Origin of the sequence: Sphingobium sp. DN12 (genome assembly GCF_051058005.1) — a bacterium.
GTDB lineage: Bacteria > Pseudomonadota > Alphaproteobacteria > Sphingomonadales > Sphingomonadaceae > Sphingobium > Sphingobium yanoikuyae.
Window position 1 is genome coordinate 2,156,505 of the sequence record NZ_CP173717.1, and the last position, 21,372, is coordinate 2,177,876.

Below are 21,372 nucleotides of genomic sequence, written 5' to 3' on the forward strand. Positions count from 1 at the left end.
GGCGCCGATCAGGCCGCGCTCTGCAATATCTCCTGGCCGATCATGTCCACGTCGAACGGCGCGGTCTGGTAGAGATCGTTGATCCAGTTGCCGAACAGCAGATGGGCATGGCTGCGCCAGCGATTTTCCGGCGGCCGGGTCGGGTCGTCATCCGGGAAATAATGGGCCGGCATCTGGCGGCCGCCGTCGCGCGCATATTCGTCGCCCAGGGTGCGCGTGTCATATTCGACATGGTTGAACATGTGCAGGAAGCCATGGCGCGGATCATGGACCAGGCAAGGCCCGGTCTCCGCGCTGTCGGCCAGCAGTTGCAGCCCGCGATCGACCGGCAGCGATTCGCGCCGCACTTCCGACCAGCGCGACACGGGGATCGAGAAATCGTCGGAAAAGCCCCGCAGATAGGGCGAGGCCGGAGCATGGTTGCGATGGCGGAACACGCCGAACGCCTTGCGCTCCAGCGCATGTTTCTCGACCCCGTGGAAATGATGGAGCGCCGCCTGCGCCGCCCAGCAGATGCTGAGCGAACGATGCACATGGGTCTGGGTCCAGTCGAAGATGGCGCGCAGTTCCTGCCAGTAGCTCACCTCCTCGAACGGCAGATGCTCGACCGGCGCGCCGGTGATCAGGAAGCCGTCGAACCGCTCGTCGCGCACATCGGTCCAGGCGCGATAGAAGGACTGCATATGATCGGCCGAGGTGTTGCGCGACACATGGTCGCTGATCCGCACCAGCGTCAGTTCCACCTGCAACGGCGAGGCGCCAAGCAGCCGCGCAAGCTGCGTCTCGGTATCGATCTTGTTGGGCATCAGGTTCAGCAGCGCGATCCGCAGCGGGCGGATATCCTGCCGCACCGCATCCGCCTCGCCCATCACGGCAACGCCCTCGGCTTCCAGCGTGCGGCGGGCGGGCAGGTCGTCGGCAATCTTGATCGGCACGTCTCGTCAGTCCTTCCTGGCGGGGCGACGATCGGTGGCTGAGGTCCGCTTTGTTGCCGGATCGGCCACATCCTCCCGGATCGGGAGTGCCACCTTGCCCGGAACGGCAGGTTGGCGTTGGGCGTCGCCCCAACTCTTGATGCTGGACTATCCCTAGCGCGCGCCGGACCATGTGGCAAGCCCGGCTATATATCGGCCAAGCCGGGCTTTACAGCTCGCCCCGCGCGCGGCGGATCTCGAACCACTTCCGCACATTCTCATTATGCTGCTGATAGGTGTCGGCAAAGATATGGCCGCCCTTCCCGTCCGCGACGAAATAGAGCGCATTCGTCTCCGCCGGGTGCAGCACCGCCAGGATCGACAGCCGACCCGGATTGGCGATCGGCCCCTTGGGCAGGCCGGTCATCGCATAGGTGTTGTAGTCGTTGACGTCGGCGATCTCGGACTTCTTGATCCGGCGGCCGAGCGGCTTGCCTTTGGTGATCGGATAGATGATCGTCGGGTCGGCCTGCAGCATCATGTTCTTGCGCAGACGGTTGCTGTAGACGCCGGCGACCATCGGCCGCTCCTTGGCGATCGCGGTTTCCTTCTCGACGATCGAGGCGAGGATGATCGCCTCCTGGGGCGACTTGGCGATCGTGTTGGGCGCGCGTTCGACCCAGAGCTTCGCCAGCGCCTTGTCCATCGCCGCCTGCATCCGCTTGAGCACCGCGGCGCGCGGCTCGCCCTTGTCGAAGGCATAGCTGTCGGGGAGCACGCTGCCCTCTTCTGGCACCGCGACATCGCCGGTCAGCTCGTCATTGGCCATCAGCCGTTCCTGCACCAGGATCGACGGCATGCCTTCGGGGATGGTGACCAGCCGGGTCAGCGTCTTGCCGCCCTGCAGGATGGACAGGATTTCGCGGTTGCTGGCGCCTTTGGGCACCACGAACTCGCCGGCCTTGATCGGCTTGGCGCCGCCAAAGACCTTGGCACGGGTCAGGAAGGCATCGGCCGAACGCACCGCGCCGGCCGATTTCAGCAGCACCGCTGCGTCGGACAGGGTCGATCCCTCCGGCACGACGATGCTGATATCCTGGGTGGCCGGCCCCGTCTCGGTCCAGCCATGGACGAAGCGGAAACCGACAAAGGCGATGACGGCCAGGCCGATCAGGAGGATGATGCAGCCCAGTCGCCGCACCGGATTTGCGCCGGATCGTCTTGCCATCATCCCAACTGCCCGACCCAAATAATGCCCAACCGGCTATGGCTTACATGATCCTCCCCTTTTCAGGGGAGGATCAGGCGTATCAGATCGCCTTCATGATGAGCGAGGCGTTGGTGCCGCCGAAGCCGAACGAGTTGTTCAGCACCGCGCGCACCTTGCGCTCCTTGGCGACGTGCGGGACCAAGTCCACGCCCTTGCAGCTTTCGCTCGGCTCGTCGAGGTTGAGCGTCGGCGGCACGATCTGGTCGCGCATGGCGAGGATGCAGAAGATGCTCTCCACCGCGCCTGCGCCGCCCAGCAGGTGACCGATCGCCGACTTGGTCGACGACATCGACATGCTGCCCAGATGATCGCCGAACAGACGCTTGACCGCGCCCAGCTCCAGCTCGTCGCCCAGCGGGGTCGACGTGCCATGCGCGTTCACATAGTCGATATCTTCCAGGCTGAGGCCCGAACGCTTGAGTGCCATCTGCATCGAACGGAAACCGCCATTGCCTTCCGGGTGCGGCGCGGTGACATGATAGGCGTCGCCGGTCAGGCCATAGCCGATGACTTCGGCATAGATTTTCGCGCCGCGCGCCTTGGCCCGCTCATATTCTTCCAGCACGACCACGCCCGCGCCTTCGCCCATGACGAAGCCGTCACGATTGACGTCATAGGGACGCGACGCCTTTTCCGGCGTGTCGTTGAAGCCGGTCGAGAGCGCACGCGCCTGGGCGAAGCCGGCGATGCCGATCGGGCAGATCGCGCTTTCCGCGCCACCCGCCAGCATCACGTCGGCATCGTCCATCGCGATCATGCGCGCGGCGTCGCCGATCGAGTGGGCGCCGGTCGAGCAGGCGGTGACGACGGCATGGTTCGGACCCATCAGGCCGTATTTGATCGAGACCTGGCCCGAGATCAGGTTGATCAGGCGACCATGGACGAAGTGCGGCGAAACGCGGTTGGGGCCCTTGTTAGCCAGCACCAGCGATTCGCTTTCGATGCCCGGCAGGCCACCGATGCCCGAACCGATCGAGCAGCCGGCGCGCAGGCGCTCTTCTTCCGACATATTGTCCAGGCCCGCATCGCGCAGCGCCTGGCTGGCGGCGGAAATGCCATAGACGATGAACGGATCAACCTGGCGCTGGATCTTGTGGTCGACGTCCAGCGAGGCGTCATAGCCATATTCATGATCCGCCGGCTTCACTTCGCAGGCGATGCGGCACTTGTAATCGGTGGCATCGAAGCGGGTGATCGTCGCCGCGCCGGATTTCGACGCGATGATGTTCTTCCAGGTGGTTTCGACATCCCCGCCAAGCGGGCTTACCATGCCAAGGCCGGTTACGACGACGCGACGCATATGCTTGCTCCGAAATTCCAATTTTTGGTTCCGTGCCGCTCATCTAGGCGTTCCACACGCACTTGTGAACGGCAGGCCAGATACGAAAAGGCTCCCCAAGCTCCGGGATCACCGGACAGGAGGAGCCAATCCTTGTGCAAGGAGGGCGGCCCGCCACGGGGGGCAGGCCGCGAAGCCCTTAGGCCTTGCTGTCGATATAGTCGATCGCGTCCTTGACGGTGGCGATCTTCTCAGCCGCATCGTCCGGGATTTCGACGCCGAATTCTTCTTCGAACGCCATCACCAGTTCAACGATGTCCAGGCTGTCTGCGCCCAGATCGTCGATGAAGCTGGCGTCCTCGGTCACCTTCTCGGCTTCGACGCCCAGATGCTCGACGACGATTTTCTTTACGCGATCCGCGGTCTCACTCATGAGTGGTCCTTCTTACTGGGTATCGTTGGTGGTTCTGAATAACCGTTAAGGCATTGCCCTAGTGCCAAGCCCCGATAGAGGCAAGAGGGAAGGCCGCCAAGCCCCTAGATGGAGGGACAGGTGCGTTTCGGCAATAAAAAGCCGGAAAAAACCCGGAAACAACGGGTTGTTTACCAAAATTTCAGCCGCTTGTGCCAGTCAACAGCGGTGATCGACCGCCTGTGCCCCGACCAGTTCATCACCCCCGAACGGGTCCGAATGACCGCCTGGCTGATGCTGGCTGCGACGCTGATCGGCCTCGCCTACCTGTTCGCGACGGCGCATGGCACGGTAGATTCGCTCGGCCGGCCGCTTGGCACGGACTTCTCCAACGTCTGGACGGCGGGATGGATGGCCGATCAGGGTCAGGCCGCGCAGGCATGGAACTGGCCCGCCCATTATGAAGTGCAGAAGGCGATCCATCATGATCCCGCCATCCCCTTCTATGGCTGGCACTATCCCCCGCCCTTCCTGATCCTGGCCACGTTGCTGGCGCAAATCCCCTACGTCCCCGCCCTGATCCTGTGGCAGGGATTGACGCTTGGCGGAGCATTGATGGTCATCCGTCATGTCCTGCCGGATCAGCGCGACGCGCTGCTCATCGCACTCGGCGCACCTGTGGTAATGGTGTGTCTGGGCCACGGCCAGAATGCCTTCATGACCGCCGGCCTGCTGGGTGGTGGCATGGCCCTGCTCGACCGACGCCCTTGGATCGCCGGCATGCTGCTGGGCGCGCTCGTCTACAAACCGCAATTTGCGGTGCTGATCCCTGCGCTGATCATCGCACGCGGCAATGCCCGCGCCTTCCTGGCCGCCGGTCTGACCTCGGCCGGCCTGTGCCTGCTGACATTGCTGATCTGGGGCTGGCCGGTGTGGCAGGCCTTCATCGATTCTCTGCCCCTGACGCAGCATATCATCATCGAAAATGGTGCCACCGGCTGGGAAAAGATCCAAAGCCCCTTTGCCGCCATTCGCCAATGGGGCGGCAGCATTCCAGCCGCCTATGTGGTGCAGGGCCTGGTGACAGCCATCGCCATCGGCATCGCCGCGCTGGTCGCCCGCCGTGGGACGATGGAAGTGCGGGGCGCCGCTGCGCTCAGCGCCGCCCTGCTCTGCACACCCTATGTGCTCGATTATGACTATGTGCTGCTGGGGATGGCGATCGCCTTCGTCGCCGCCGACATGGGCAAGCGCGGCGTGCTTGGCTGGGAACGAAGCTGGCTGGCCTATGCCTGGATGGCGCCTTTGTTCGGCCGGGCCGTGTCGGAATGGACCCATGTGCCGGTCAACCTGATCGCCGCGATCGCGGTGCTGGCGCTGGCGATGCGACGCGCCATCCTGCTGGACGGCGCGCTCGCTTATAGTCTGCCCGGCCGGACGAAGACCGCCTGACCGGGCGATCGATCAGATCATCGCCATGCCGCCGTTGACGTGCAGGGTCTGGCCGTTGACATAGCCTGCTTCCTTGCTCGCCAGATAGGCGACTGCTGCGCCGATATCGTCGCCATCGCCCAGATCGCCAGCGGGGATCTTGGCCAGGATCGTGCCCTTCTGCGCATCGTTCAGCGCATCGGTCATGGCCGACCGGATGAAGCCGGGGGCCACGCAGTTCACGGTTATGCCGCGGCTCGCCAGTTCCTGGCCCAGCGACTTCGACATGCCGATGATGCCGGCCTTCGACGCGCAATAGTTGGACTGGCCCGGATTGCCGGTGACGCCCACGACCGAGGTGATCGAGATGATGCGGCCAAAGCGCGCCTTCATCATCGGCTTGGCGGCGGCGCGGCACAGGCGGAAGGCGGCTTCCAGATTGACCGCGATCACCTGCGACCATTCCTCGTCCTTCATGCGCAGGATCAAATTGTCGCGGGTGATGCCGGCATTGTTGACCAGGATGTCGATCTTGCCGCCCAGCGCTTCCACCGCCTGCGGCACCAGCGCGTCGACGGCGGCCGGGTCGGACAGATTGCAAACCAAGGTCTTGTGGTCGCCGCCCAGTTCGGCCGCAAAGGCCTTGAGCTTTTCCTCATTGCTGCCCGACAGCGCCAGCGTGGCGCCCTGCGCGGCCAGCGCCTTGGCGATGGAGGAACCGATGCCCCCCGAAGCGCCAGTCACCAGCGCGGTCATTCCCGTCAGATCGAACATTCTAGTCTCCCTTGAAGTGTGGCGGCCGGCGGTCGAAGAAGGCGGTGATCGCCTCGTCATGATCCGCGGTCGCGTGGGCCAGCGCCTGCATGGCGCCCGCCATTTCCAAAATTTGCGAAAGTTCGGCCGTCTGCGCCGCACGCAGCAACCGTTTGGTCATCCGCGTCGCATGCGGCGGATTGGCGGCGATCGCATCAGCCTGCGCCCGCGCCACCGTCATAAGGTCCGCGTTGGGCACCACATCGCCGACCAGCCCGATCCGCAGTGCCTCGCCCGCGTCGATCGTCTCGCCGGTCAGCGAGAGTTGCGACGCCTTGGAAAAGCCGATGATGCGCGGCAGCAACCAGGCCCCGCCATCACCGGAGACGAGGCCAAGCTTCACGAAGCTTTCGGCAAAGCGCGCGCCTTGCCCCGCGATGCGCAGGTCGCACATGCAGGCCAGGTCCAGCCCCGCGCCGATCGCAGGGCCATTGACCGCCGCGATCACCGGCAGCTCGATCGCCTGGAACAGCAGAGGCAGGCGCTGGATGCCCGCGCGATAATTGCGCCGCGTCTGCGCCGGCAGGCTGGCGCGCAGCCCGCCGGCATCGGGCCGCATCGCGTTGAGATCGCCGCCCGAGGAGAAGGCACTGCCCGCCCCGGTCAGGATCGCGACATGGATGCTCGCGTCCCGGTCCGCCGCCTCGAACACGTCGCACAGCGCATCCACCATCGCCGGATCGGAGATGGGGTTGCGCCGGTCGGGCAGGTTCAGCGTGACCGTCAGGACGGCCCCGTCGCGGTGGCTAAGGACCGGGCTCTCGCTCACAGCGCGCCCAGCACCGCCTCGATATCGTCCATCGTCACCACGCTGCGCACGGTGGCGTCGGGCGCGATGCGCTTGACCATCGGGCCAAGCACCTTGCCGCCCAGTTCGACGAAATCGGTGACGCCCGCGTCCCACATCGCGCCGATCGACTCGCGCCAGCGGACGCGGCCGGTGACCTGCTCGACCAGACGCTCGCGAATGTCGGTCGTGTCGCTGATCGGCGCGGCCAGCACATTGGCATAGACCGGCAGCAGCGGCGCGTTGATCGTCGCTTTCGCCAGCGCTTCCGCCATAGCATCGGCGGCCGGCTGCATAAGCGGACAGTGGAAGGGCGCCGACACCGGCAGCAGCACGCCGCGCTTGATGCCATAATCCTTGACCAGCGCGACGGCGCGCTCGATTGCGCCCTTGTGGCCGGAAATGACGACCTGGCTGGGATCATTGTCGTTGGCGACGGTGCAGACTTCGCCCTCGGCAGCGGCATCGGCCAGCGCCTGCGCCTTTTCGATGTCGGCGCCCAACAGCGCGGCCATCGCGCCCTCGCCCACCGGCACGGCGGCCTGCATCGCCTGACCGCGCAGCTTGAGCAGGCGGGCGGTGGTGCCAAGGTCGAACGCCTCGACCGCGCAGAGCGCACTATATTCACCCAGCGAGTGGCCCGCGACATAATCACCCTTGTCAGCCAGGCTGAAGCCGCCTTCCTTCTGCATCACGCGCAGCGTGGCGAGCGCGTTGGCCATGATCGCCGGCTGGGCGTTCTCGGTCAGGGTCAGGTCGCTCTCGGGGCCTTCCACCATGATGCGGAACAGATGCTGCGACAGGGCGTCATCGACTTCCTGGAACAGTTCCTTTGCCGCCGGGCTTGCCTCGGCCAGTGCCTTGCCCATGCCGACCGACTGGCTACCCTGGCCTGGGAAAAGAAATGCCCTCATCTTCCATCCTCTGATCTACTGGTGTCTTTCCGGAGAAAAACACGGGAATTCACGCACGTTACACTTTGAGACATATATGGCATTGAGGCGTACATTGCTTTTCGGCACGTAACGACCTGACATACCTGCCCCCTGTCTCTCCGGGGGAATATTGCTGGCCCCTTTAACGACGACGGAGTGCAAGGAAAAGGTGCGATATCGCATTGCATGGCTCACGGGATCGGTGCTTGCCCTGTCCGCCTGCGCGGCGGGCCCGAACTATCACGCGCCGCAATCCGCCGCGCTGGGCGTGCCTGCCGGCTATAGCCAGGGCAGCGGCGCCGCGCTGGACGACGCCACCCTCGCCACCTGGTGGACGCGGCTCAACGATCCGACGCTGACCGGCCTGATCGATCAGGCGATCGCCGGCAACCTGGACATCGTCCAGGCGCAGGCACGGCTGCGGCAGGCGCGGGAATCCCTGCGCCAGGCCAATGCCGCCTTCCTGCCGCAGGTGAACGGATCGGCCAGCGGCGGCAAGAATTACCGCAGCCAGGCCGGCGGCACCCGTGTCGACGACAGCGGCAACGTCATCTCCACCGGCGCCAGCAACTGGTCCAGCAGCTATTCGGCCGGCGCCAATGCCAGCTGGCAGATCGACCTGTTCGGCGAATTGTCGCGCTCGGCCGAAGCCGCGCGGGCCGATCTTGCCGCGTCCGGCTATGACCTCGCCAATGTGCGGATGACCATCATTTCCGAGCTGGTCACCAACTATGTCCAGGCCCGCGCATCGCAGGAACAGCTGCGCATCGCCCGCGAGACGCAGAAGGTGCAGCAGGACAATTACGACATCGCCCGCTGGCGGTTGCAGGCCGGGCTGGTCTCCTCGCTCGACGAGCAGCAGGCCAGGGCCCAACTCGCCCAGACCAACGCCACCATCCCCCAGCTCGAAGCCAGCCTGAAGGGCAGCCTCAACCGCATTGCCGTGCTGACCGGCCAGGCGCCGGGCGACGCGACCCGCGCGCTCGAAACGCCGGCGCCGATCCCCACCGCCGCAACCGACATCGCCACCGGCATTCCGGCCGATACGCTGCGCCAGCGGCCCGATGTGCGTTCGGCCGAACGGGCGCTGGCCGCCGCCACCGCGCGGATCGGCGTCGCCCAGGCGCAGCTCTATCCCTCGCTCGGCATCAGCGGCAACATCGGCACCACGTCGAACGCCTTCAAGGATCTGTTCGACCTCATCACCGGCGGCGTCTTTGCCAATGTCGCCCAGACCATCTTCGATGGTGGCCGCCTCGCCTCGCAGGTCCGCGCGCAGAAGGCGGCGACCGACGGCGCCTTCGCCGCCTACAAGCAAAGCGTCCTCGGCGCGCTAGAGGATGTCGAAAATGGCATGGCCTCGCTCGACAGTGCCCGCCGGCGCAAGATCGAGTTCGCCACCGCCTATGAAGCGTCGAACAATGCCGCGATCCTGGCGCGCAGCCAGTATCAATCCGGACTGATCGACTTCCAGACCCTGTCCAGCAGCGAAACCACGTTGCTGAACGCCCGCAACAGCCTTGCCAGCGCCCAATCGGACGAGATCCTGGCCATCGCCCAGCTCTATAATGCGCTGGGTGGCGGCTGGCAGAATATGGATGACCGCCCCCATGAGCAATGACGCCAGCCCCGACCAGGATCTCAACGACTTTCTGGGCGCCAAGCCGGAAAAGCCGCATCGCAAATGGCTGATCCGCGGCGCCATCGGCGTCGTGCTGCTGATCCTCGTCCTGCTTGTCGCCCGCTGCTTTGCCGGCGATGACAAGCCCAATTATGCCACCCGCGAGGCGCGCCAGGGCGACCTGACGGTCAGCGTGTCGGCCACCGGCAATTTGAAGCCGATCAACCAGGTCGATGTGGGGTCCGAACAGTCGGGCAAGATCACCGCCGTCTATGTCGACGTCAATGATCGCGTGACCAAGGGGCAGAAGCTCGCCGAACTCGACACCCGCCGTCTGGTCGACACGATCAACCAGACGCAGGCCCAGGTTGCCTCCTCCCAGGCCGGCGTCGCCCAGGCGCAGGCGCAGGTCGCACTGGCCAAGGCGACACTGGATCGCCAGCTCAACGTCTATCAGCTTTCCGGCGGCAAGGTGCCGGCCAAGACCGAGCTGGATTCGGCCCGCGCCGACTATAATGGCGCGCTCGCCAACCTCCGTTCTGCCCAGGCACAGGTGAATGTCTCGCGCGCCCAGCTGTCGACCGCCCAGACCAACCTGTCGATCGCCCAGATCGTCTCGCCGGTCACCGGCGTGGTCCTGTCGCGCGACATCGAGCCGGGCCAGACCGTCGCCGCCTCGCTCAACGCGCCGGTGCTGTTCACCATCGCCGAGGATCTCACCAAGATGGAGGTCGAGGTGTCGGTGGACGAAGCCGATGTCGGCCAGGTCAAGGAAGGCCAGACCGCCAATTTCGCCGTCGACGCCTTCCCCGGCCGCACCTTCCCGGCGAAGGTCACGCGGGTGAATGTCGGGTCGAACAGCTCCAGCAGCAGCTCGTCCTCCTCGTCCTCGACCAGCACGACCAGCAGTTCGACCGGCACGGTCGTTGCCTATACCGCCGTGCTGTCGGTCGACAATGCGGACGAAACCCTGCGTCCGGGCATGACCGCGACCGCCGACATCGTGACCCAGGAACTGCATGACGTGCTGCTCGTCCCCAACAGCGCGCTCCGCTTCAAGCCCAGCAGCGGCGCCGGATCAGGCGGCGGCATCACCAGCGTCCTGCCCGGCCCCGGCCGCATGCGCCGCAGCGGGGCCAACCGCCAGGTCAATTTCGGCGCGGGCAGCAGCCAGACCCTCTATGTCCTCGACGAAAAGGGCGATCCCAAGGCGATCCAGGTGACCGTCGGCGCCAGCGACGGATCGCGCACCGTCATCACCGGCGGCGACCTGAAGCCCGGCATGAAGGTCATCACCGGCCAGCTTGCCGCCGGCGCGCAGCAGCCCGCCGAGGACCAGAAGGCAGACCCCGCCGCTGGCGACACCAAGGACAGCCCGCGCAATCCCGCCGCCGACGGCAGCCCCGCCAGCGTCAAGTCGCTCGGCAATTCGGGCGACGCCGCGCCCCAGACCGCCCCGGTCGCCCCGACGCCCGCCGCCCCCCAGGGCAGCAACGGCACCGAAAGCCGGGGCACCGGCCGGCAGAGCGGAACCTGATCCAATGGCCGCCGATCCCATCATCTCGCTGCGGGGGATCACCAAGATCTTCGGCAGCGGCCCCACCGCCTTTCAGGCCTTGAAGGGCATAGACCTCGACATCGAGCAGGGCGATTTCGTCGCCGTCATGGGGCCTTCGGGCTCGGGCAAGTCGACGACGATGAACATATTGGGCTGCCTCGACGTGCCATCGGGCGGGCAGTTCCTGTTCAAGGGCCGCCATGTCGAGACGCTGGACCGCGACCAGCGCGCGCTGCTGCGCCGCCGCTATCTCGGCTTCGTGTTCCAGGGCTTCAACCTGCTCGCCCGCACCAGCGCGCTGGAGAATGTCGAGCTGCCCCTGCTCTATCGCGGCGAGGACAAGAAGACCCGTTACGAGATGGGCATGGCCGCGCTCGACAAGGTGGGCCTCAAGGACTGGTGGGACCATACCCCGGCGGAACTGTCGGGCGGCCAGCAACAGCGCGTCGCGATCGCCCGTGCCATCGTCACCCAGCCCGACGTGCTGCTGGCGGACGAACCGACCGGCAATCTCGATTCCGAACGGTCGGTGGAGATCATGCAATTGCTGACCGACCTCAACCAGAATAGCGGCATCACTGTGTTGATGGTGACGCACGAACCCGACATGGCCGAATTTGCCCATACCATCGTCCATTTCAAGGATGGGCTGGTGGAGCGGGTCGACAAGGGCCAGGGCGGACCGCAGAAGGGAGCCGTGGGCTGATGCTGGGCACCACTGTCATCCTCGCCTTCCGGGCGATCAACCGGCACAAGATGCGCAGCTTCCTCACGACGCTCGGCATCATCATCGGCGTCGCCGCCGTCGTCACCATGGTGACACTGGGCAATGGCGCGACCGCCGCTGTGCGCGAACAGATCAGCTCGCTGGGCGCCAATGTGCTGCAACTGCGCCCCGGCCAGGGCTTCGGCCGTGGCGGCGGCGGGCCGCGCCCGCCGAATTTCAAGGAAGCGGACCTGACCGCGATCGAGAACCAGCTGACCGGCGTGCGCGCCGTCGCGCCGGTGGTCCAGTCGAGCGGCACCGCCATCTATGAAGGCAATAACTGGTCGACCACCGTCTATGGCACGACCTCCGCCTATTCGCAGGTCCAGTCCTGGAATGTGTCGGAAGGCCGGCTGTTCATGCCGGACGAGGAAGAGGCCGGCAAATCGGTCTGCATCATCGGCAACACGGTGCGCACCAACCTGTTCCAGGGCAATGACCCGATCGGCAAGCGGATGCGGATCAAGGGCGTCAGCTGTCAGGTCGTTGGCGTGCTTGCAACTCGCGGCCAGGGCGGCTTTGGCGACCAGGACGATGTCGTCGTCATGCCGATCAAGTTCGTCCAGCGCCGCTTCACCGGCGATCGCGACATCAGCCAGATCATGGTCGCGGTCGACGACGCCTATGACAGCGCGACCGTGCAGGACAGTCTGGAGCAGCTGATGCGCGAGCGCCGCAAGATCAAGGCGGGCGCGGAGGATAATTTCAACGTCTTCGACACCAAGCAGATCAGCGACACGCTGACCGGCACCACCACCATCCTGACCCAGATCGTCGCGGCGGTCGCCGCCATCTCGCTGCTGGTCGGCGGCATCGGCATCATGAACATCATGCTGGTGTCAGTGACGGAGCGCACCCGCGAGATCGGCATCCGCCTCGCCATTGGCGCGGTCGCGCGCGAAGTGCTGATGCAGTTCCTGGTGGAGGCGATCGTGCTGTCCTGCATGGGCGGCCTGATCGGCCTGGTCATTGCCCTCATCGCATCGGTCGGCATCGCGCCGCTGATGAAGGTGCCCTTCACCTTCGATCCGCAGGTCAATCTGATCGCCTTCCTCTTCTCGGCGGCGATCGGCGTGGTGTTCGGCTATTTCCCGGCGCGCCGGGCGGCCAGCCTGAACCCGATCGACGCGCTGCGGCACGAATAGACTGATACATTTTCCGACAAAAGGGCGGTTATCCGGGATAATGCTGCGACATCTTCTGCCTAATCCCTCCTGCCATGGCGCCGCTCCGGCGCTATGGAAGGAATGCCTCCATGAAGATGATCGCCGCCAGCCTCATCAGCGCTGCACTGCTGCTCGGGTTCAGCCTCACCCCCTTTGCCGACGCGCAGGCACCACAGACGGCGCAATTGCTGGAGGGCAAGGATCATCCCATTCTGCTCGCCCGCATGACCGTCACCGCCACGCCCCTGCCCGCTTCCACCAACTGAACCGCCCCGCGCCGGAGCGGCGCGCATGAACGGCGTCATCGGCCTGCTCGGGACGCTGGCGCTGCTGCTGGCTGTTGGCGGCGCGATCGGCCTGATCGATCGGCGCGGCTTTCGGCCCGGCTGGCTGCTGGTTGCCGCCGCCCTGGTCGCCGCCAATGACGCGCTGCTGACCCGCGCCTATCGCCATATCCCCGATCTCATCCCCGCCGCCGGCTGGAACTGGCAGGGCAAGCTGCTGGCCCTTGCCCTCACGCTGCTGGTCGCAGCCCTGCCGGCCTTCGGCTGGAAGCGGGTCGGCCTTACCCTCCGGCAGGCGCGCGGCAGCCTGACCGCTGCCCTGCCCGTGGCTCTCCTCTATTGCGCCTTCTTCACGGCGCTCGCCCTCTATTTCCCCGACGATCCGAGCAGCGCAGAGGAAATCGCCTTCCAGCTCACCATGCCGGGGCTGGAGGAAGAACCCTTTTATCGCGGCATCCTGCTCTTCGCGCTCGATCGCGCCTTCACCCGGCGGGTCCACTTCCTGGGCGTCGACTGGGGCTGGGGCGTCCTGCTCTCCTGCGGCCTGTTCGGCCTGGCCCACGCGTTCGGCTATTCGGGCGGCCATTTCAGCTTTGACCCGATGGTGATGGCGCTTACCGCCATCCCCTCGCTGCTGGCCGTCTGGCTGCGCCTGCGCACCGGCAGCCTGCTGCTGCCGATCCTGCTGCACAATTTCGGCAATGCCATCTCGCTGATGCTGTGAGTCGAGCAAGGCATTGAAAAAGCGCAATTTATGAACCGATATTCAGCTTAAATCGGGTTTTGATACAATTTCCGACAAAACTGCCCCACCCTTGGGACAGGCTTGCGACAAGCGCGGCCTATCCCTGTCTTCGACGCCGGAAGCGGCGCCCTCGATTGAAACAAGAGGAGTGAAGACATGTTCAAGAAGATCATCCTGGCCCTGACCGCCACCGCCGTTGCCGCCAGCCCGATCGTCACCGCCCAGGCCCAGGCCGCGCCCCATCGCGAGACCGTCCGGGTCGTGAAGGAAGGTCCGCACCGCACCGTCGTCCAGAAGAAGACGGTCGTGCGCAACGATCGCCACTGGGCCAAGGGCCAGCGCTTCGATCGCCGCTATGCGACCAATTACCGGGTCGTCGACAATTATCGCGGCTATCGCCTGTCGGCCCCGCCGCGCGGTTACCACTGGGTCCGCTCGGGCAATGACGCGGTGCTGGTCGCGATCACCAGCGGGATCATCGGCGCGGTCGTCGCCGGCGCCATCCGCTAAGCGCCCCACTTCCTGAAAAGCGCCCTGGAGCCACCGCTCCGGGGCGTCTTCGCGTTCAGACCAGCCCGGTCAGATAATAGACGGCGATCACGACGAAGACGGTCATCGTCTTGATGAGCGTCAGCGCGAATATGTCCTTATAGGCCTGGCGATGGGTGAGGCCCGTCACCGCCAGCAGGGTAATGACCGCGCCATTGTGGGGCAGGCTGTCCATGCCCCCCGATGCCATCGACGCGATCCGGTGCAGCACTTCGCGCGGTATACCCGCGGCATCGCCCGCCGCCACGAACTGGTCCACCATCGCCGCCAGCGCAATCGAAAGCCCGCCCGACGCCGATCCGGTGATGCCGGCCAGCGTCGTCACCGTAATGGCTTCGTTGATCAGCGGGTTGGGCACCGCCTTCAGCGCGTCCTTGACGACCAGGAAGCCGGGCAGCGCCGCGATCACCCCGCCAAAGCCATATTCGACCGCCGTGTTCATCCCCGCCAGCAAGGCGCCACCGACCGCCGCCTTCGATCCTTCCGCAAAGCGCCGCGCCACGACCGGGAAAGCGAAGATCAGGATGGTGGCAATGCCCATCAGCAGCGCGCCCTCCACCGCCCACAGCGCCGCTTGCTGTGTCACTTTCGCTGTCACCGGATCGGGCAGCCCCGCTAGCCGAATGCGCACCTCTTCCGCCCCGCCGGTGATGCGCGGGATCAGCAGCGTCAGCGCCAGATTGCCCAGCCCCACCACCAGCAGCGGAAGCAGGGCGACCAGCGGGTGGATGGCGACCGCCTCTTCCTGCCGATCGGGTTCGTTGACCAGCGTTTCGGGTGCGCCATAGCCCTCCCCCGCGGCCGCCATCGCCCGGCGCCGCCAGTTGAGATAGGCAAGGCCCGCCGCCGCGATCACCACCGATCCGATCACGCCCAGCACCGGCGCCGCCCAGGCGGTGGTGCCAAAGAAGCTGGCGGGAATGACATTCTGGATCTGCGGCGTGCCGGGCAGCGCATCCATGGTGAAGGTCAGCGCGCCAAGGCCGATCGTGGCGGGCACCAGCCGCTTGGGAATATCGGCGCGGCGAAACATCTCGGCGGCGAAGGGATAGACGGCGAACACCGCGACGAACACGGACACGCCGCCATAGGTCAGCAGCGCCGTCACGATCATGATCGCCGGGATCGCCCGGCCCGCGCCAACGAAACCGATCACGGCCGTCACGATCGCGCGGGAAAAGCCCGATATCTCGACCAGCTTGCCGAACAGCGCGCCGAGCAGGAAGACGGGGAAATAGAGTTTCAGGAAAGTGGCGACCTTGTCCATGAACAGGCCGGAAAAGGCGGTGGGGACCGCCGCCGGATCGGTCAGGAACACCGCCAGCATGGCGAGCAAGGGCGCCATCAATATGACGCTCATGCCGCGATAGGCCGCCAGCATCAGCAAGATCAGCGCCAGTGCCGCGATCGCGACCGCCATCCGTCTCTCCTTCTCTTTTTCTGAAGGGCAGGATAGAGACAGGTGAAACCTGACTGCAAGCATGGCCGCTGCCGCCCATGGCTGCACCGATGCCGCTTGCCTTTCCTCCGCTTTTCCGTCATAGGCGCGCCTTCGCTCGGCCCCGGATTCGGACGTCGGACGATTTCGAATGCTTGAGACGACAGCCGGAGGGGCGTTCCACATGGGGTGGGCGTCAGCGATCGGCCAACAGATGAGGCAATACCCATGGCTCTTTACGAGCATGTGTTCCTTGCGCGCCAGGATCTGGCACAGGCGCAGGTGGACGCTCTGGCGGAAACCGCCACCAAGATCGTCGAGGAAAATGAAGGCAAGGTGACCAAGGTCGAGACCTGGGGCCTGCGTTCGCTCGCATACAAGATCGCCAAGAACCGCAAGGCGCACTACGTCATGCTGAACATCGACGCACCGGGCAACGTGATTGCCGAGCTGGAGCGTCAGACCCAGATCAACGAAGACATCATCCGCTACATGACCATCAAGGTCGAAGAGCTGGAAGCCGGTCCGTCGGTGATGATGCGCAAGCAGGAACGCGCCGAACGCGGCGACCGTGCCCCCCGTGGTGACCGTGGCCCGCGCCGTGAGCGCGAAGAAGCCCCGGCTGCCGAATAAGGAGATCTGAAACATGGCACGCCCGTTTTTCCGCCGCCGCAAGAGCTGCCCCTTCGCCGCCAAGGATGCGCCGAAGATCGATTACAAGGACGTCCGTCTGCTGCAGGGCTTCGTGTCCGAGCGCGGCAAGATCGTCCCCAGCCGCATCACCGCGGTGTCCGCCAAGAAGCAGCGTGAGCTGGCCCAGGCCATCAAGCGCGCCCGTCACCTGGGCCTGCTGCCCTACATCGTGAAGTAAGGGAGAAAGACCCATGGAAATCATTCTCCTTGAGCGCATCGAAAAGCTGGGCGCGATCGGCGACGTCGTCACCGTGAAGGATGGTTACGCTCGTAACTTCCTGCTGCCCAACAAGAAGGCTCTTCGTTCGAACGCCGCCAACAAGGCCGTGTTCGAAGCCAACCGCGCGAAGATCGAAGCCGACAACGCCGCTCGTCGTTCGGACGCCGAAAAGGCTGCCGAAGGCGTCAACGGCAAGCAGATCGTCCTGATCCGCCAGTCGTCGAACGCCGGCCACCTGTACGGCTCGGTCGCCGTCCGTGACGTCGTCGACGCGCTGCACGCCGATGGCGTGACCAACGTCTCCAAGGCGATGGTCGTGCTGGAGCGTCCGATCAAGACCCTGGGCGTCTTCGACGTCAAGGTCGCGCTGCACCCGGAAGTGGCCGTCACCATCACGGTGAACGTTGCCCGCTCGCCGGAAGAAGCCGAACTGCAGGCGCAGGGCGTCGACGTGATGGCCGACCTGTTCGAGAAGGACGAAGCCGGCTTCACCGAGGATTACGATCCGAACGCCGAGCCGGGCGAAATCGCCGTCGAGGCGGAAGAAGCCCCGGCCGAAGAAGCCTGAGCCTCTTCGCTCTGACAAACGAGAAAGCCGCCCGTCACCGGGCGGCTTTTTTGTTGTCTTGGACGGTTGATCGGACGCTCATCGCGCCGGTTCCAGGTCACCGAGCTTGGCCTGTCGGTCTATGACCGGTGCCGCATCGCCGTGACGGCCATATTGCCCGATTTACTGACGCTCTATCCCAAGGGCCATGTCCAGATCGTCGCGCTCGGGCGCCCTGGCGCTGTCGTTCCCGGAATGGCAGGCGCAGGAGGGGATCGTCCACCTCGTCTTCACCACCCGTACCGGGCTGCCGCCGCTGGTGCGCGCCTGGATCGATCATCTCGCCGCCCATTTCAGCAACGGCGATATCTTCTCGCCCTGATGTCAGCCCTGCGCCCGGCGACAGCGCGTTTCCCACCCCTTCTTCGCCGCGGCTGATCGATCGGCCGCCTTGCGCCGTTCGGCGGCATGGCTGTCGGGCTTGCCCCGCCCCGATCCCGACAGGTTGCCCCCGCCCGAATCCTTGTTCACGGTCGCCCAGGCCCGCGCCTCCGCCTCGTCATGCGAAACGCCACGCTCTTCATAGCTTTGCGCGATATGCGCGGCCTTGCGCTTCTGCTTGCCAGTGTAACGATCCTTGTCGCCTCTGGGCATGTCTGCCTCCTTTTTTTTCGTCCCATATCGGTTCAAATACCGAGAGGCATTTCCCGAAAATTACCATTAAGTTGCATGGCTAGAAAATGAGGAACGGAGAGTCGCCATGAACGTTCCGGACATCATGGAGCAACGCACCCTGCTTGAGCGCCTCGCCCGGCATCTCGCCGCCGGGGCAACGCATAACTGGCCCTATTGGGTCGAGGATGCCGCCAGCATATTGGCGATGCTCAAGGAGCCCGATCCCGCCATGCGCGAGACGGGCGACGTGACCGCCTGGCAGGCGATGATCGATACCGCTCTGCAACAGCGCTGGACCATCTTTCCGCCCGGCATGACCGGCGCCGACGAAGATCATGCCGGCAGCGCGGACGAAGAGGGCGAAATTCGCCTATCGCCCGATGCTATCGACCAGGACGCCGCCAAGTGGGTCCATCTCCACAGTGGGCCGAAGGAGACACCATGAAGGGATTGTTGAAGCTGGCCTTTCTGACCGGCCTTGGCGCCGTTGCCTGGAAGAGCCTGAAGGAACGGGCCGGCAAGGATGATGGCGCCGCCGGCAATGATCTGGATGATCGCGGCCCGGTCGGCTCGTCCGGCATCGTCCGCGACGCCGGACCGCAGGCGGACGACAGCGATTGGGACATGGTCGATGAACAGTCCGACGAGTCCTTCCCCGCCAGCGATCCGCCCGGCAATTACTGATATCGCCGACACCCGGTCACGAGCCGGCAATCATCGCTCCATTGCCCCCACCCTGCCCGCGCATTAAGAAGCGCGCACGGATGATATCCATTCGTTTCAACAGGGGAATTATTCAACCATGCCTTCGGGTCTGATCGCGCTGCTCGACGATGTTGCCGGTATCGCCAAGATGGCGGCCACGTCGCTGGACGATGTCGCCGCTGCCGCCGGCAAGGCTGGCACCAAGGCCGCCGGCGTCGTCATCGACGATACTGCCGTGACGCCCAATTATGTCATGGGCCTGTCGCCCGACCGCGAACTGCCGATCATCTGGAAGATCGCGCGCGGATCGCTGCGCAACAAATTGCTGTTCCTGCTGCCGGCGGCACTGGCGCTCAGCGCCTTTGCGCCCTGGCTGCTGCCGCCGCTGCTGATGCTGGGCGGCGCCTTCCTCTGCTTCGAGGCGGCGGAAAAGCTGCTGGAGGCGATCCAGGGCGGCCATGACGAGGTGGCGGATGCCGCCGCAACCCTGACCTCCAAGGAACTGGAGGACCAGAAGGTCTCCAGCGCGATCCGCACCGACTTCATCCTGTCGGGCGAGATCATGGCGATTGCGCTCGGCACTGTCGCCAGCGAACCGATCTGGGAACAGGCGATCATCCTGGTCGTCGTCGCCATTGCGATCACGGCCGGCGTCTATGGTGTGGTCGGCTTCATCGTGAAGATGGACGATATCGGCCTGCACCTCGCCCAGCGCAGCGGCGCGGCGACGCGCGCCATCGGCCGCGGCCTGGTGAAGGCGATGCCGGTCGTGATGAGCGTGCTGGGCGTGGTCGGCACGGCGGCGATGCTGTGGGTCGGCGGCGGCCTGATCGTCCATGGCCTGCACGAATTTCATTGGGATCTGATCCCCGGCACGATCCATCATCTGGCCGAGGGTGCAGCCCATGCCGTGCCCGCGATCGGTCCGGTGGTCGACTGGCTGGTGAACGCGATTGGCGCGGGCATTGTCGGCCTGGTGATCGGCGGCATCATCGTTGCCGTGCTGCATCTGTTCAAGAAGCACTGAGGCGATTAAGGGGAGCGCCCGCGCCTTTGCCGGCGCTTCCCTCGCTCCGGACTTTCCAAGTGACCCAATTTTCCCCCTGGCGCATCGAGGCGCGCGCGCTCGTCACGCTCGCCATTCCCATGATCGCGGGCAATGTCGCCTGGTCGGGGATCGCCGCGACCGATCTGCTGCTCGTGGGCCGGCTGGGCGCGGAAGCTGTCGCCGCCGGGGCGCTGGCGATCAATCTCTTCAACGCGCTGCTGATCTTCGGCCTTGGCCTCGTCACCGCCGCCGCGCCGCTGATTGCCAGCGAACGCGGCCGTCGCCACCATTCGGTGCGCGACGTGCGCCGCACGGTCCACCAGACGCTGCGCGCCGCCGCCTTCTTCGTGCTGCCGGCCTGGCTGATCCTGTGGCATTGCGAGGCGATATTGCGCGCCATGGGGCAGGAGCCAGACCTGGCGCGCGAAGCCGGCCATCTGATGCGCGGCATGCAATGGGCGCTGCTGCCCTTCCTCTGCTTCACCACGCTGCGCAACTTCATCTCGGCACTGGAGCGCCCGCTCTGGGGCCTCATCATCATGCTGCTCGCCATCCCGTTCAACGTGCTGGTCGGCTGGGCGCTGATCTTCGGCCATCTGGGCCTGCCCGCGCTCGGCCTGCTGGGCACCGGCATCGCCAGCACCCTCTCTTCCACCTTCCTGTTCCTGGGCCTGCTGACCGTCATCCTGGTCGATCGCCGCTTCCGCCGTTATCGGCTGATGGGCCGCTTCTGGACGCGTGACCGCGACCGGCAGCGGGCGGTGTGGACGCTGGGCCTACCGATCGCGATCACGCTGGGGCTGGAAGTCACCGTGTTCAATGCCTCGGCCTTCCTGATGGGGCTGATCGACCGGGAATCGCTCGCCGCCCATGCCGTGGCGATCCAGATCGCCTCGCTGGTGTTCATGGTGCCGATGGGCATCGGCCAGGCCGCGACCGTGCGCGTCGGCGTCGCCTATGGCCGGGCCGATCCCGCCGCGATCGGCCGGGCTGGCTGGCTCGCGCTGATCGTCGGCACCGGTTTTGCCATGGCGGCCGCCCTGATGCTGGTCCTGATCCCGCGACCGCTGGTGTCGATCTTCCTCGACGTCCATGATCCGGCCAATCTCGCCACCGCCAATCTGGCGGTCAGCTTCCTGGCGGTCGCCGCGCTATTCCAGTTGGTCGACGCTGCCCAGGCCGTCGGCGCCGGCGTGCTGCGCGGCATCCAGGATACCAAGGTGCCGATGATCTTCGCCCTTTTCGGCTACTGGATCATCGGTATCGGCGTCGGCGCCCTGCTCGCTTTCCCGATGGGTCTGCATGGCGTGGGCATCTGGTTCGGCCTGGCTGCAGGCCTCGGCACGGTGGCGATCCTGCTGATCGCGCGCTGGTCGCTGCGCGACCGGCTGGGCCTGGTTCTGCGCTAGGAAAACGGCCGCACAATTCGTCGTGAAAATCCGGCCGGTTGCACGGTAGGCACATGGTGCGACGCACAAAGCAATTGAAACGGGGCCGTGTTTCTTGATATGGGCGG

At 65.4% G+C, this 21,372-nt stretch carries 25 protein-coding genes and 1 riboswitch; of the genes, 16 read left to right on the plus strand and 9 right to left on the minus strand.

Features of this window, described 5'->3' with window-relative positions; all coding sequences use genetic code 11:
- Positions 1-8 precede the first annotated feature (8 nt).
- The 4 genes from ACI6S0_RS10120 to ACI6S0_RS10135 all read right to left on the minus strand — a co-directional run bounded on the left by ACI6S0_RS10120 (position 9) and on the right by ACI6S0_RS10135 (position 3,896).
- The gene (locus tag ACI6S0_RS10120; protein WP_004212101.1) at positions 9-935 is read right to left on the minus strand and encodes a homoserine O-succinyltransferase; all 927 of its coding nucleotides are present in this window, start codon (positions 933-935) and stop codon (positions 9-11) included.
- 39 nt (positions 936-974) lie between these two features.
- A riboswitch (SAM-I-IV-variant riboswitch) is annotated at positions 975-1,083 on the minus strand.
- A gap of 60 nt (positions 1,084-1,143) precedes the next feature.
- Entirely contained in the window at positions 1,144-2,115 is a 972-nt protein-coding gene (mltG, locus tag ACI6S0_RS10125) for an endolytic transglycosylase MltG (RefSeq protein ID WP_434405926.1), read from the minus strand.
- A gap of 109 nt (positions 2,116-2,224) precedes the next feature.
- Positions 2,225-3,484 (minus strand): beta-ketoacyl-ACP synthase II, encoded by a 1,260-nt coding sequence (gene fabF / locus ACI6S0_RS10130; protein ID WP_004212097.1) that lies wholly within the window; start codon positions 3,482-3,484, stop codon positions 2,225-2,227.
- 178 nt (positions 3,485-3,662) lie between these two features.
- Positions 3,663-3,896, minus strand: coding sequence for an acyl carrier protein (locus tag ACI6S0_RS10135; protein ID WP_004212096.1), 234 nt, complete (start codon positions 3,894-3,896; stop codon positions 3,663-3,665).
- A gap of 207 nt (positions 3,897-4,103) precedes the next feature.
- Between ACI6S0_RS10135 and ACI6S0_RS10140 the strand changes: the two genes are divergently transcribed.
- The gene (locus ACI6S0_RS10140) at positions 4,104-5,327 is read left to right on the plus strand and encodes a glycosyltransferase family 87 protein (RefSeq protein ID WP_434405725.1); all 1,224 of its coding nucleotides are present in this window, start codon (positions 4,104-4,106) and stop codon (positions 5,325-5,327) included.
- Positions 5,328-5,339: 12 nt separating this feature from the next.
- Here the strand turns inward: ACI6S0_RS10140 and fabG are convergent, their stop codons facing one another.
- Genes fabG through fabD form a run of 3 tightly spaced genes read right to left on the minus strand, consistent with a single transcriptional unit; the run spans position 5,340 to position 7,820 of the window.
- Positions 5,340-6,080 carry a 3-oxoacyl-[acyl-carrier-protein] reductase gene (fabG, locus tag ACI6S0_RS10145; protein WP_004212094.1) on the minus strand — a complete coding sequence of 247 codons (741 nt, stop codon included), beginning with the start codon at positions 6,078-6,080 and terminating at the stop codon, positions 5,340-5,342.
- A gap of 1 nt (position 6,081) precedes the next feature.
- Positions 6,082-6,888, minus strand: a complete 807-nt coding sequence (locus ACI6S0_RS10150) for a crotonase/enoyl-CoA hydratase family protein (RefSeq protein ID WP_279728546.1) — start codon at positions 6,886-6,888, stop codon at positions 6,082-6,084.
- A complete protein-coding gene (gene fabD, locus ACI6S0_RS10155; RefSeq protein ID WP_026109186.1) occupies positions 6,885-7,820 on the minus strand; it encodes an ACP S-malonyltransferase in 936 nt (311 codons plus the stop codon). The genes ACI6S0_RS10150 and fabD overlap by 4 nt, the downstream gene beginning before the upstream one ends.
- 190 nt (positions 7,821-8,010) lie before the next feature.
- Here fabD and ACI6S0_RS10160 point away from each other — a divergent pair, with 190 nt between their 5' ends.
- The 7 genes from ACI6S0_RS10160 to ACI6S0_RS10190 all read left to right on the plus strand — a co-directional run bounded on the left by ACI6S0_RS10160 (position 8,011) and on the right by ACI6S0_RS10190 (position 14,491).
- Positions 8,011-9,462, plus strand: coding sequence for an efflux transporter outer membrane subunit (locus tag ACI6S0_RS10160; protein ID WP_048937006.1), 1,452 nt, complete (start codon positions 8,011-8,013; stop codon positions 9,460-9,462).
- The gene (locus ACI6S0_RS10165) at positions 9,452-10,999 is read left to right on the plus strand and encodes an efflux RND transporter periplasmic adaptor subunit (protein ID WP_434405726.1); all 1,548 of its coding nucleotides are present in this window, start codon (positions 9,452-9,454) and stop codon (positions 10,997-10,999) included. The genes ACI6S0_RS10160 and ACI6S0_RS10165 overlap by 11 nt, the downstream gene beginning before the upstream one ends.
- A 4-nt stretch (positions 11,000-11,003) precedes the next feature.
- A complete protein-coding gene (locus ACI6S0_RS10170; protein WP_004212086.1) occupies positions 11,004-11,726 on the plus strand; it encodes an ABC transporter ATP-binding protein in 723 nt (240 codons plus the stop codon).
- Complete coding sequence (locus ACI6S0_RS10175; RefSeq protein ID WP_004212085.1) at positions 11,726-12,931, plus strand: ABC transporter permease; 1,206 nt, start codon at positions 11,726-11,728, stop codon at positions 12,929-12,931. The genes ACI6S0_RS10170 and ACI6S0_RS10175 overlap by 1 nt, the downstream gene beginning before the upstream one ends.
- Before the next feature lie 110 nt (positions 12,932-13,041).
- A complete protein-coding gene (locus tag ACI6S0_RS10180; RefSeq protein ID WP_434405727.1) occupies positions 13,042-13,218 on the plus strand; it encodes a hypothetical protein in 177 nt (58 codons plus the stop codon).
- Positions 13,219-13,243: 25 nt separating this feature from the next.
- Positions 13,244-13,960 carry a CPBP family intramembrane glutamic endopeptidase, BDIM_20840 family gene (locus ACI6S0_RS10185; protein WP_434405728.1) on the plus strand — a complete coding sequence of 239 codons (717 nt, stop codon included), beginning with the start codon at positions 13,244-13,246 and terminating at the stop codon, positions 13,958-13,960.
- 177 nt (positions 13,961-14,137) lie between these two features.
- The gene (locus tag ACI6S0_RS10190; protein WP_010335400.1) at positions 14,138-14,491 is read left to right on the plus strand and encodes an RcnB family protein; all 354 of its coding nucleotides are present in this window, start codon (positions 14,138-14,140) and stop codon (positions 14,489-14,491) included.
- A gap of 55 nt (positions 14,492-14,546) precedes the next feature.
- Here the strand turns inward: ACI6S0_RS10190 and ACI6S0_RS10195 are convergent, their stop codons facing one another.
- A complete protein-coding gene (locus ACI6S0_RS10195) occupies positions 14,547-15,950 on the minus strand; it encodes a GntP family permease (RefSeq protein WP_434405729.1) in 1,404 nt (467 codons plus the stop codon).
- A gap of 246 nt (positions 15,951-16,196) precedes the next feature.
- Between ACI6S0_RS10195 and rpsF the strand changes: the two genes are divergently transcribed.
- The 4 genes from rpsF to ACI6S0_RS10215 all read left to right on the plus strand — a co-directional run bounded on the left by rpsF (position 16,197) and on the right by ACI6S0_RS10215 (position 17,810).
- Entirely contained in the window at positions 16,197-16,601 is a 405-nt protein-coding gene (gene rpsF, locus ACI6S0_RS10200) for a 30S ribosomal protein S6 (RefSeq protein WP_004212077.1), read from the plus strand.
- A 13-nt stretch (positions 16,602-16,614) separates the two neighbouring features.
- Complete coding sequence (rpsR, locus tag ACI6S0_RS10205; RefSeq protein ID WP_004212076.1) at positions 16,615-16,839, plus strand: 30S ribosomal protein S18; 225 nt, start codon at positions 16,615-16,617, stop codon at positions 16,837-16,839.
- Between the two features lie 13 nt (positions 16,840-16,852).
- A complete protein-coding gene (gene rplI / locus ACI6S0_RS10210) occupies positions 16,853-17,449 on the plus strand; it encodes a 50S ribosomal protein L9 (RefSeq protein WP_004212072.1) in 597 nt (198 codons plus the stop codon).
- A gap of 187 nt (positions 17,450-17,636) precedes the next feature.
- Complete coding sequence (locus ACI6S0_RS10215) at positions 17,637-17,810, plus strand: hypothetical protein (protein WP_180275804.1); 174 nt, start codon at positions 17,637-17,639, stop codon at positions 17,808-17,810.
- A 2-nt stretch (positions 17,811-17,812) separates the two neighbouring features.
- Here the strand turns inward: ACI6S0_RS10215 and ACI6S0_RS10220 are convergent, their stop codons facing one another.
- A complete protein-coding gene (locus ACI6S0_RS10220; protein ID WP_434405730.1) occupies positions 17,813-18,082 on the minus strand; it encodes a plasmid stabilization protein in 270 nt (89 codons plus the stop codon).
- A gap of 106 nt (positions 18,083-18,188) precedes the next feature.
- On the opposite strand from ACI6S0_RS10220, the gene ACI6S0_RS10225 reads away from it, so the two are divergent.
- The 4 genes from ACI6S0_RS10225 to ACI6S0_RS10240 all read left to right on the plus strand — a co-directional run bounded on the left by ACI6S0_RS10225 (position 18,189) and on the right by ACI6S0_RS10240 (position 21,265).
- Positions 18,189-18,548 carry a hypothetical protein gene (locus tag ACI6S0_RS10225; RefSeq protein WP_434405731.1) on the plus strand — a complete coding sequence of 120 codons (360 nt, stop codon included), beginning with the start codon at positions 18,189-18,191 and terminating at the stop codon, positions 18,546-18,548.
- Complete coding sequence (locus tag ACI6S0_RS10230; protein WP_010335396.1) at positions 18,545-18,787, plus strand: hypothetical protein; 243 nt, start codon at positions 18,545-18,547, stop codon at positions 18,785-18,787. The genes ACI6S0_RS10225 and ACI6S0_RS10230 overlap by 4 nt, the downstream gene beginning before the upstream one ends.
- A 118-nt stretch (positions 18,788-18,905) precedes the next feature.
- Complete coding sequence (locus tag ACI6S0_RS10235) at positions 18,906-19,835, plus strand: DUF808 domain-containing protein (protein WP_017501195.1); 930 nt, start codon at positions 18,906-18,908, stop codon at positions 19,833-19,835.
- A gap of 119 nt (positions 19,836-19,954) precedes the next feature.
- Positions 19,955-21,265 carry an MATE family efflux transporter gene (locus ACI6S0_RS10240; RefSeq protein WP_434405927.1) on the plus strand — a complete coding sequence of 437 codons (1,311 nt, stop codon included), beginning with the start codon at positions 19,955-19,957 and terminating at the stop codon, positions 21,263-21,265.
- Positions 21,266-21,372: the final 107 nt, after the last annotated feature.

Bases quoted from the DNA above. Each gene is read 5' to 3' on its own strand.
- ACI6S0_RS10240 (WP_434405927.1), top strand. From the start codon at position 19,955: ATGATCGCGGGCAATGTCGCCTGGTCGGGGATCGCCGCGACCGATCTG.
- ACI6S0_RS10220 (WP_434405730.1), bottom strand. From the start codon at position 18,082: ATGCCCAGAGGCGACAAGGATCGTTACACTGGCAAGCAGAAGCGCAAG.
- rplI (WP_004212072.1), top strand. From the start codon at position 16,853: ATGGAAATCATTCTCCTTGAGCGCATCGAAAAGCTGGGCGCGATCGGC.
- ACI6S0_RS10190 (WP_010335400.1), top strand. From the start codon at position 14,138: ATGTTCAAGAAGATCATCCTGGCCCTGACCGCCACCGCCGTTGCCGCC.
- ACI6S0_RS10135 (WP_004212096.1), bottom strand. From the start codon at position 3,896: ATGAGTGAGACCGCGGATCGCGTAAAGAAAATCGTCGTCGAGCATCTG.
- ACI6S0_RS10235 (WP_017501195.1), top strand. From the start codon at position 18,906: ATGCCTTCGGGTCTGATCGCGCTGCTCGACGATGTTGCCGGTATCGCC.
- ACI6S0_RS10195 (WP_434405729.1), bottom strand. From the start codon at position 15,950: ATGGCGGTCGCGATCGCGGCACTGGCGCTGATCTTGCTGATGCTGGCG.
- ACI6S0_RS10225 (WP_434405731.1), top strand. From the start codon at position 18,189: ATGAACGTTCCGGACATCATGGAGCAACGCACCCTGCTTGAGCGCCTC.
- fabD (WP_026109186.1), bottom strand. From the start codon at position 7,820: ATGAGGGCATTTCTTTTCCCAGGCCAGGGTAGCCAGTCGGTCGGCATG.
- ACI6S0_RS10215 (WP_180275804.1), top strand. From the start codon at position 17,637: ATGTCCAGATCGTCGCGCTCGGGCGCCCTGGCGCTGTCGTTCCCGGAA.
- rpsF (WP_004212077.1), top strand. From the start codon at position 16,197: ATGGCTCTTTACGAGCATGTGTTCCTTGCGCGCCAGGATCTGGCACAG.
- fabG (WP_004212094.1), bottom strand. From the start codon at position 6,080: ATGTTCGATCTGACGGGAATGACCGCGCTGGTGACTGGCGCTTCGGGG.
- ACI6S0_RS10180 (WP_434405727.1), top strand. From the start codon at position 13,042: ATGAAGATGATCGCCGCCAGCCTCATCAGCGCTGCACTGCTGCTCGGG.
- ACI6S0_RS10175 (WP_004212085.1), top strand. From the start codon at position 11,726: ATGCTGGGCACCACTGTCATCCTCGCCTTCCGGGCGATCAACCGGCAC.
- ACI6S0_RS10170 (WP_004212086.1), top strand. From the start codon at position 11,004: ATGGCCGCCGATCCCATCATCTCGCTGCGGGGGATCACCAAGATCTTC.
- fabF (WP_004212097.1), bottom strand. From the start codon at position 3,484: ATGCGTCGCGTCGTCGTAACCGGCCTTGGCATGGTAAGCCCGCTTGGC.
- ACI6S0_RS10185 (WP_434405728.1), top strand. From the start codon at position 13,244: ATGAACGGCGTCATCGGCCTGCTCGGGACGCTGGCGCTGCTGCTGGCT.
- ACI6S0_RS10165 (WP_434405726.1), top strand. From the start codon at position 9,452: ATGAGCAATGACGCCAGCCCCGACCAGGATCTCAACGACTTTCTGGGC.
- rpsR (WP_004212076.1), top strand. From the start codon at position 16,615: ATGGCACGCCCGTTTTTCCGCCGCCGCAAGAGCTGCCCCTTCGCCGCC.
- ACI6S0_RS10230 (WP_010335396.1), top strand. From the start codon at position 18,545: ATGAAGGGATTGTTGAAGCTGGCCTTTCTGACCGGCCTTGGCGCCGTT.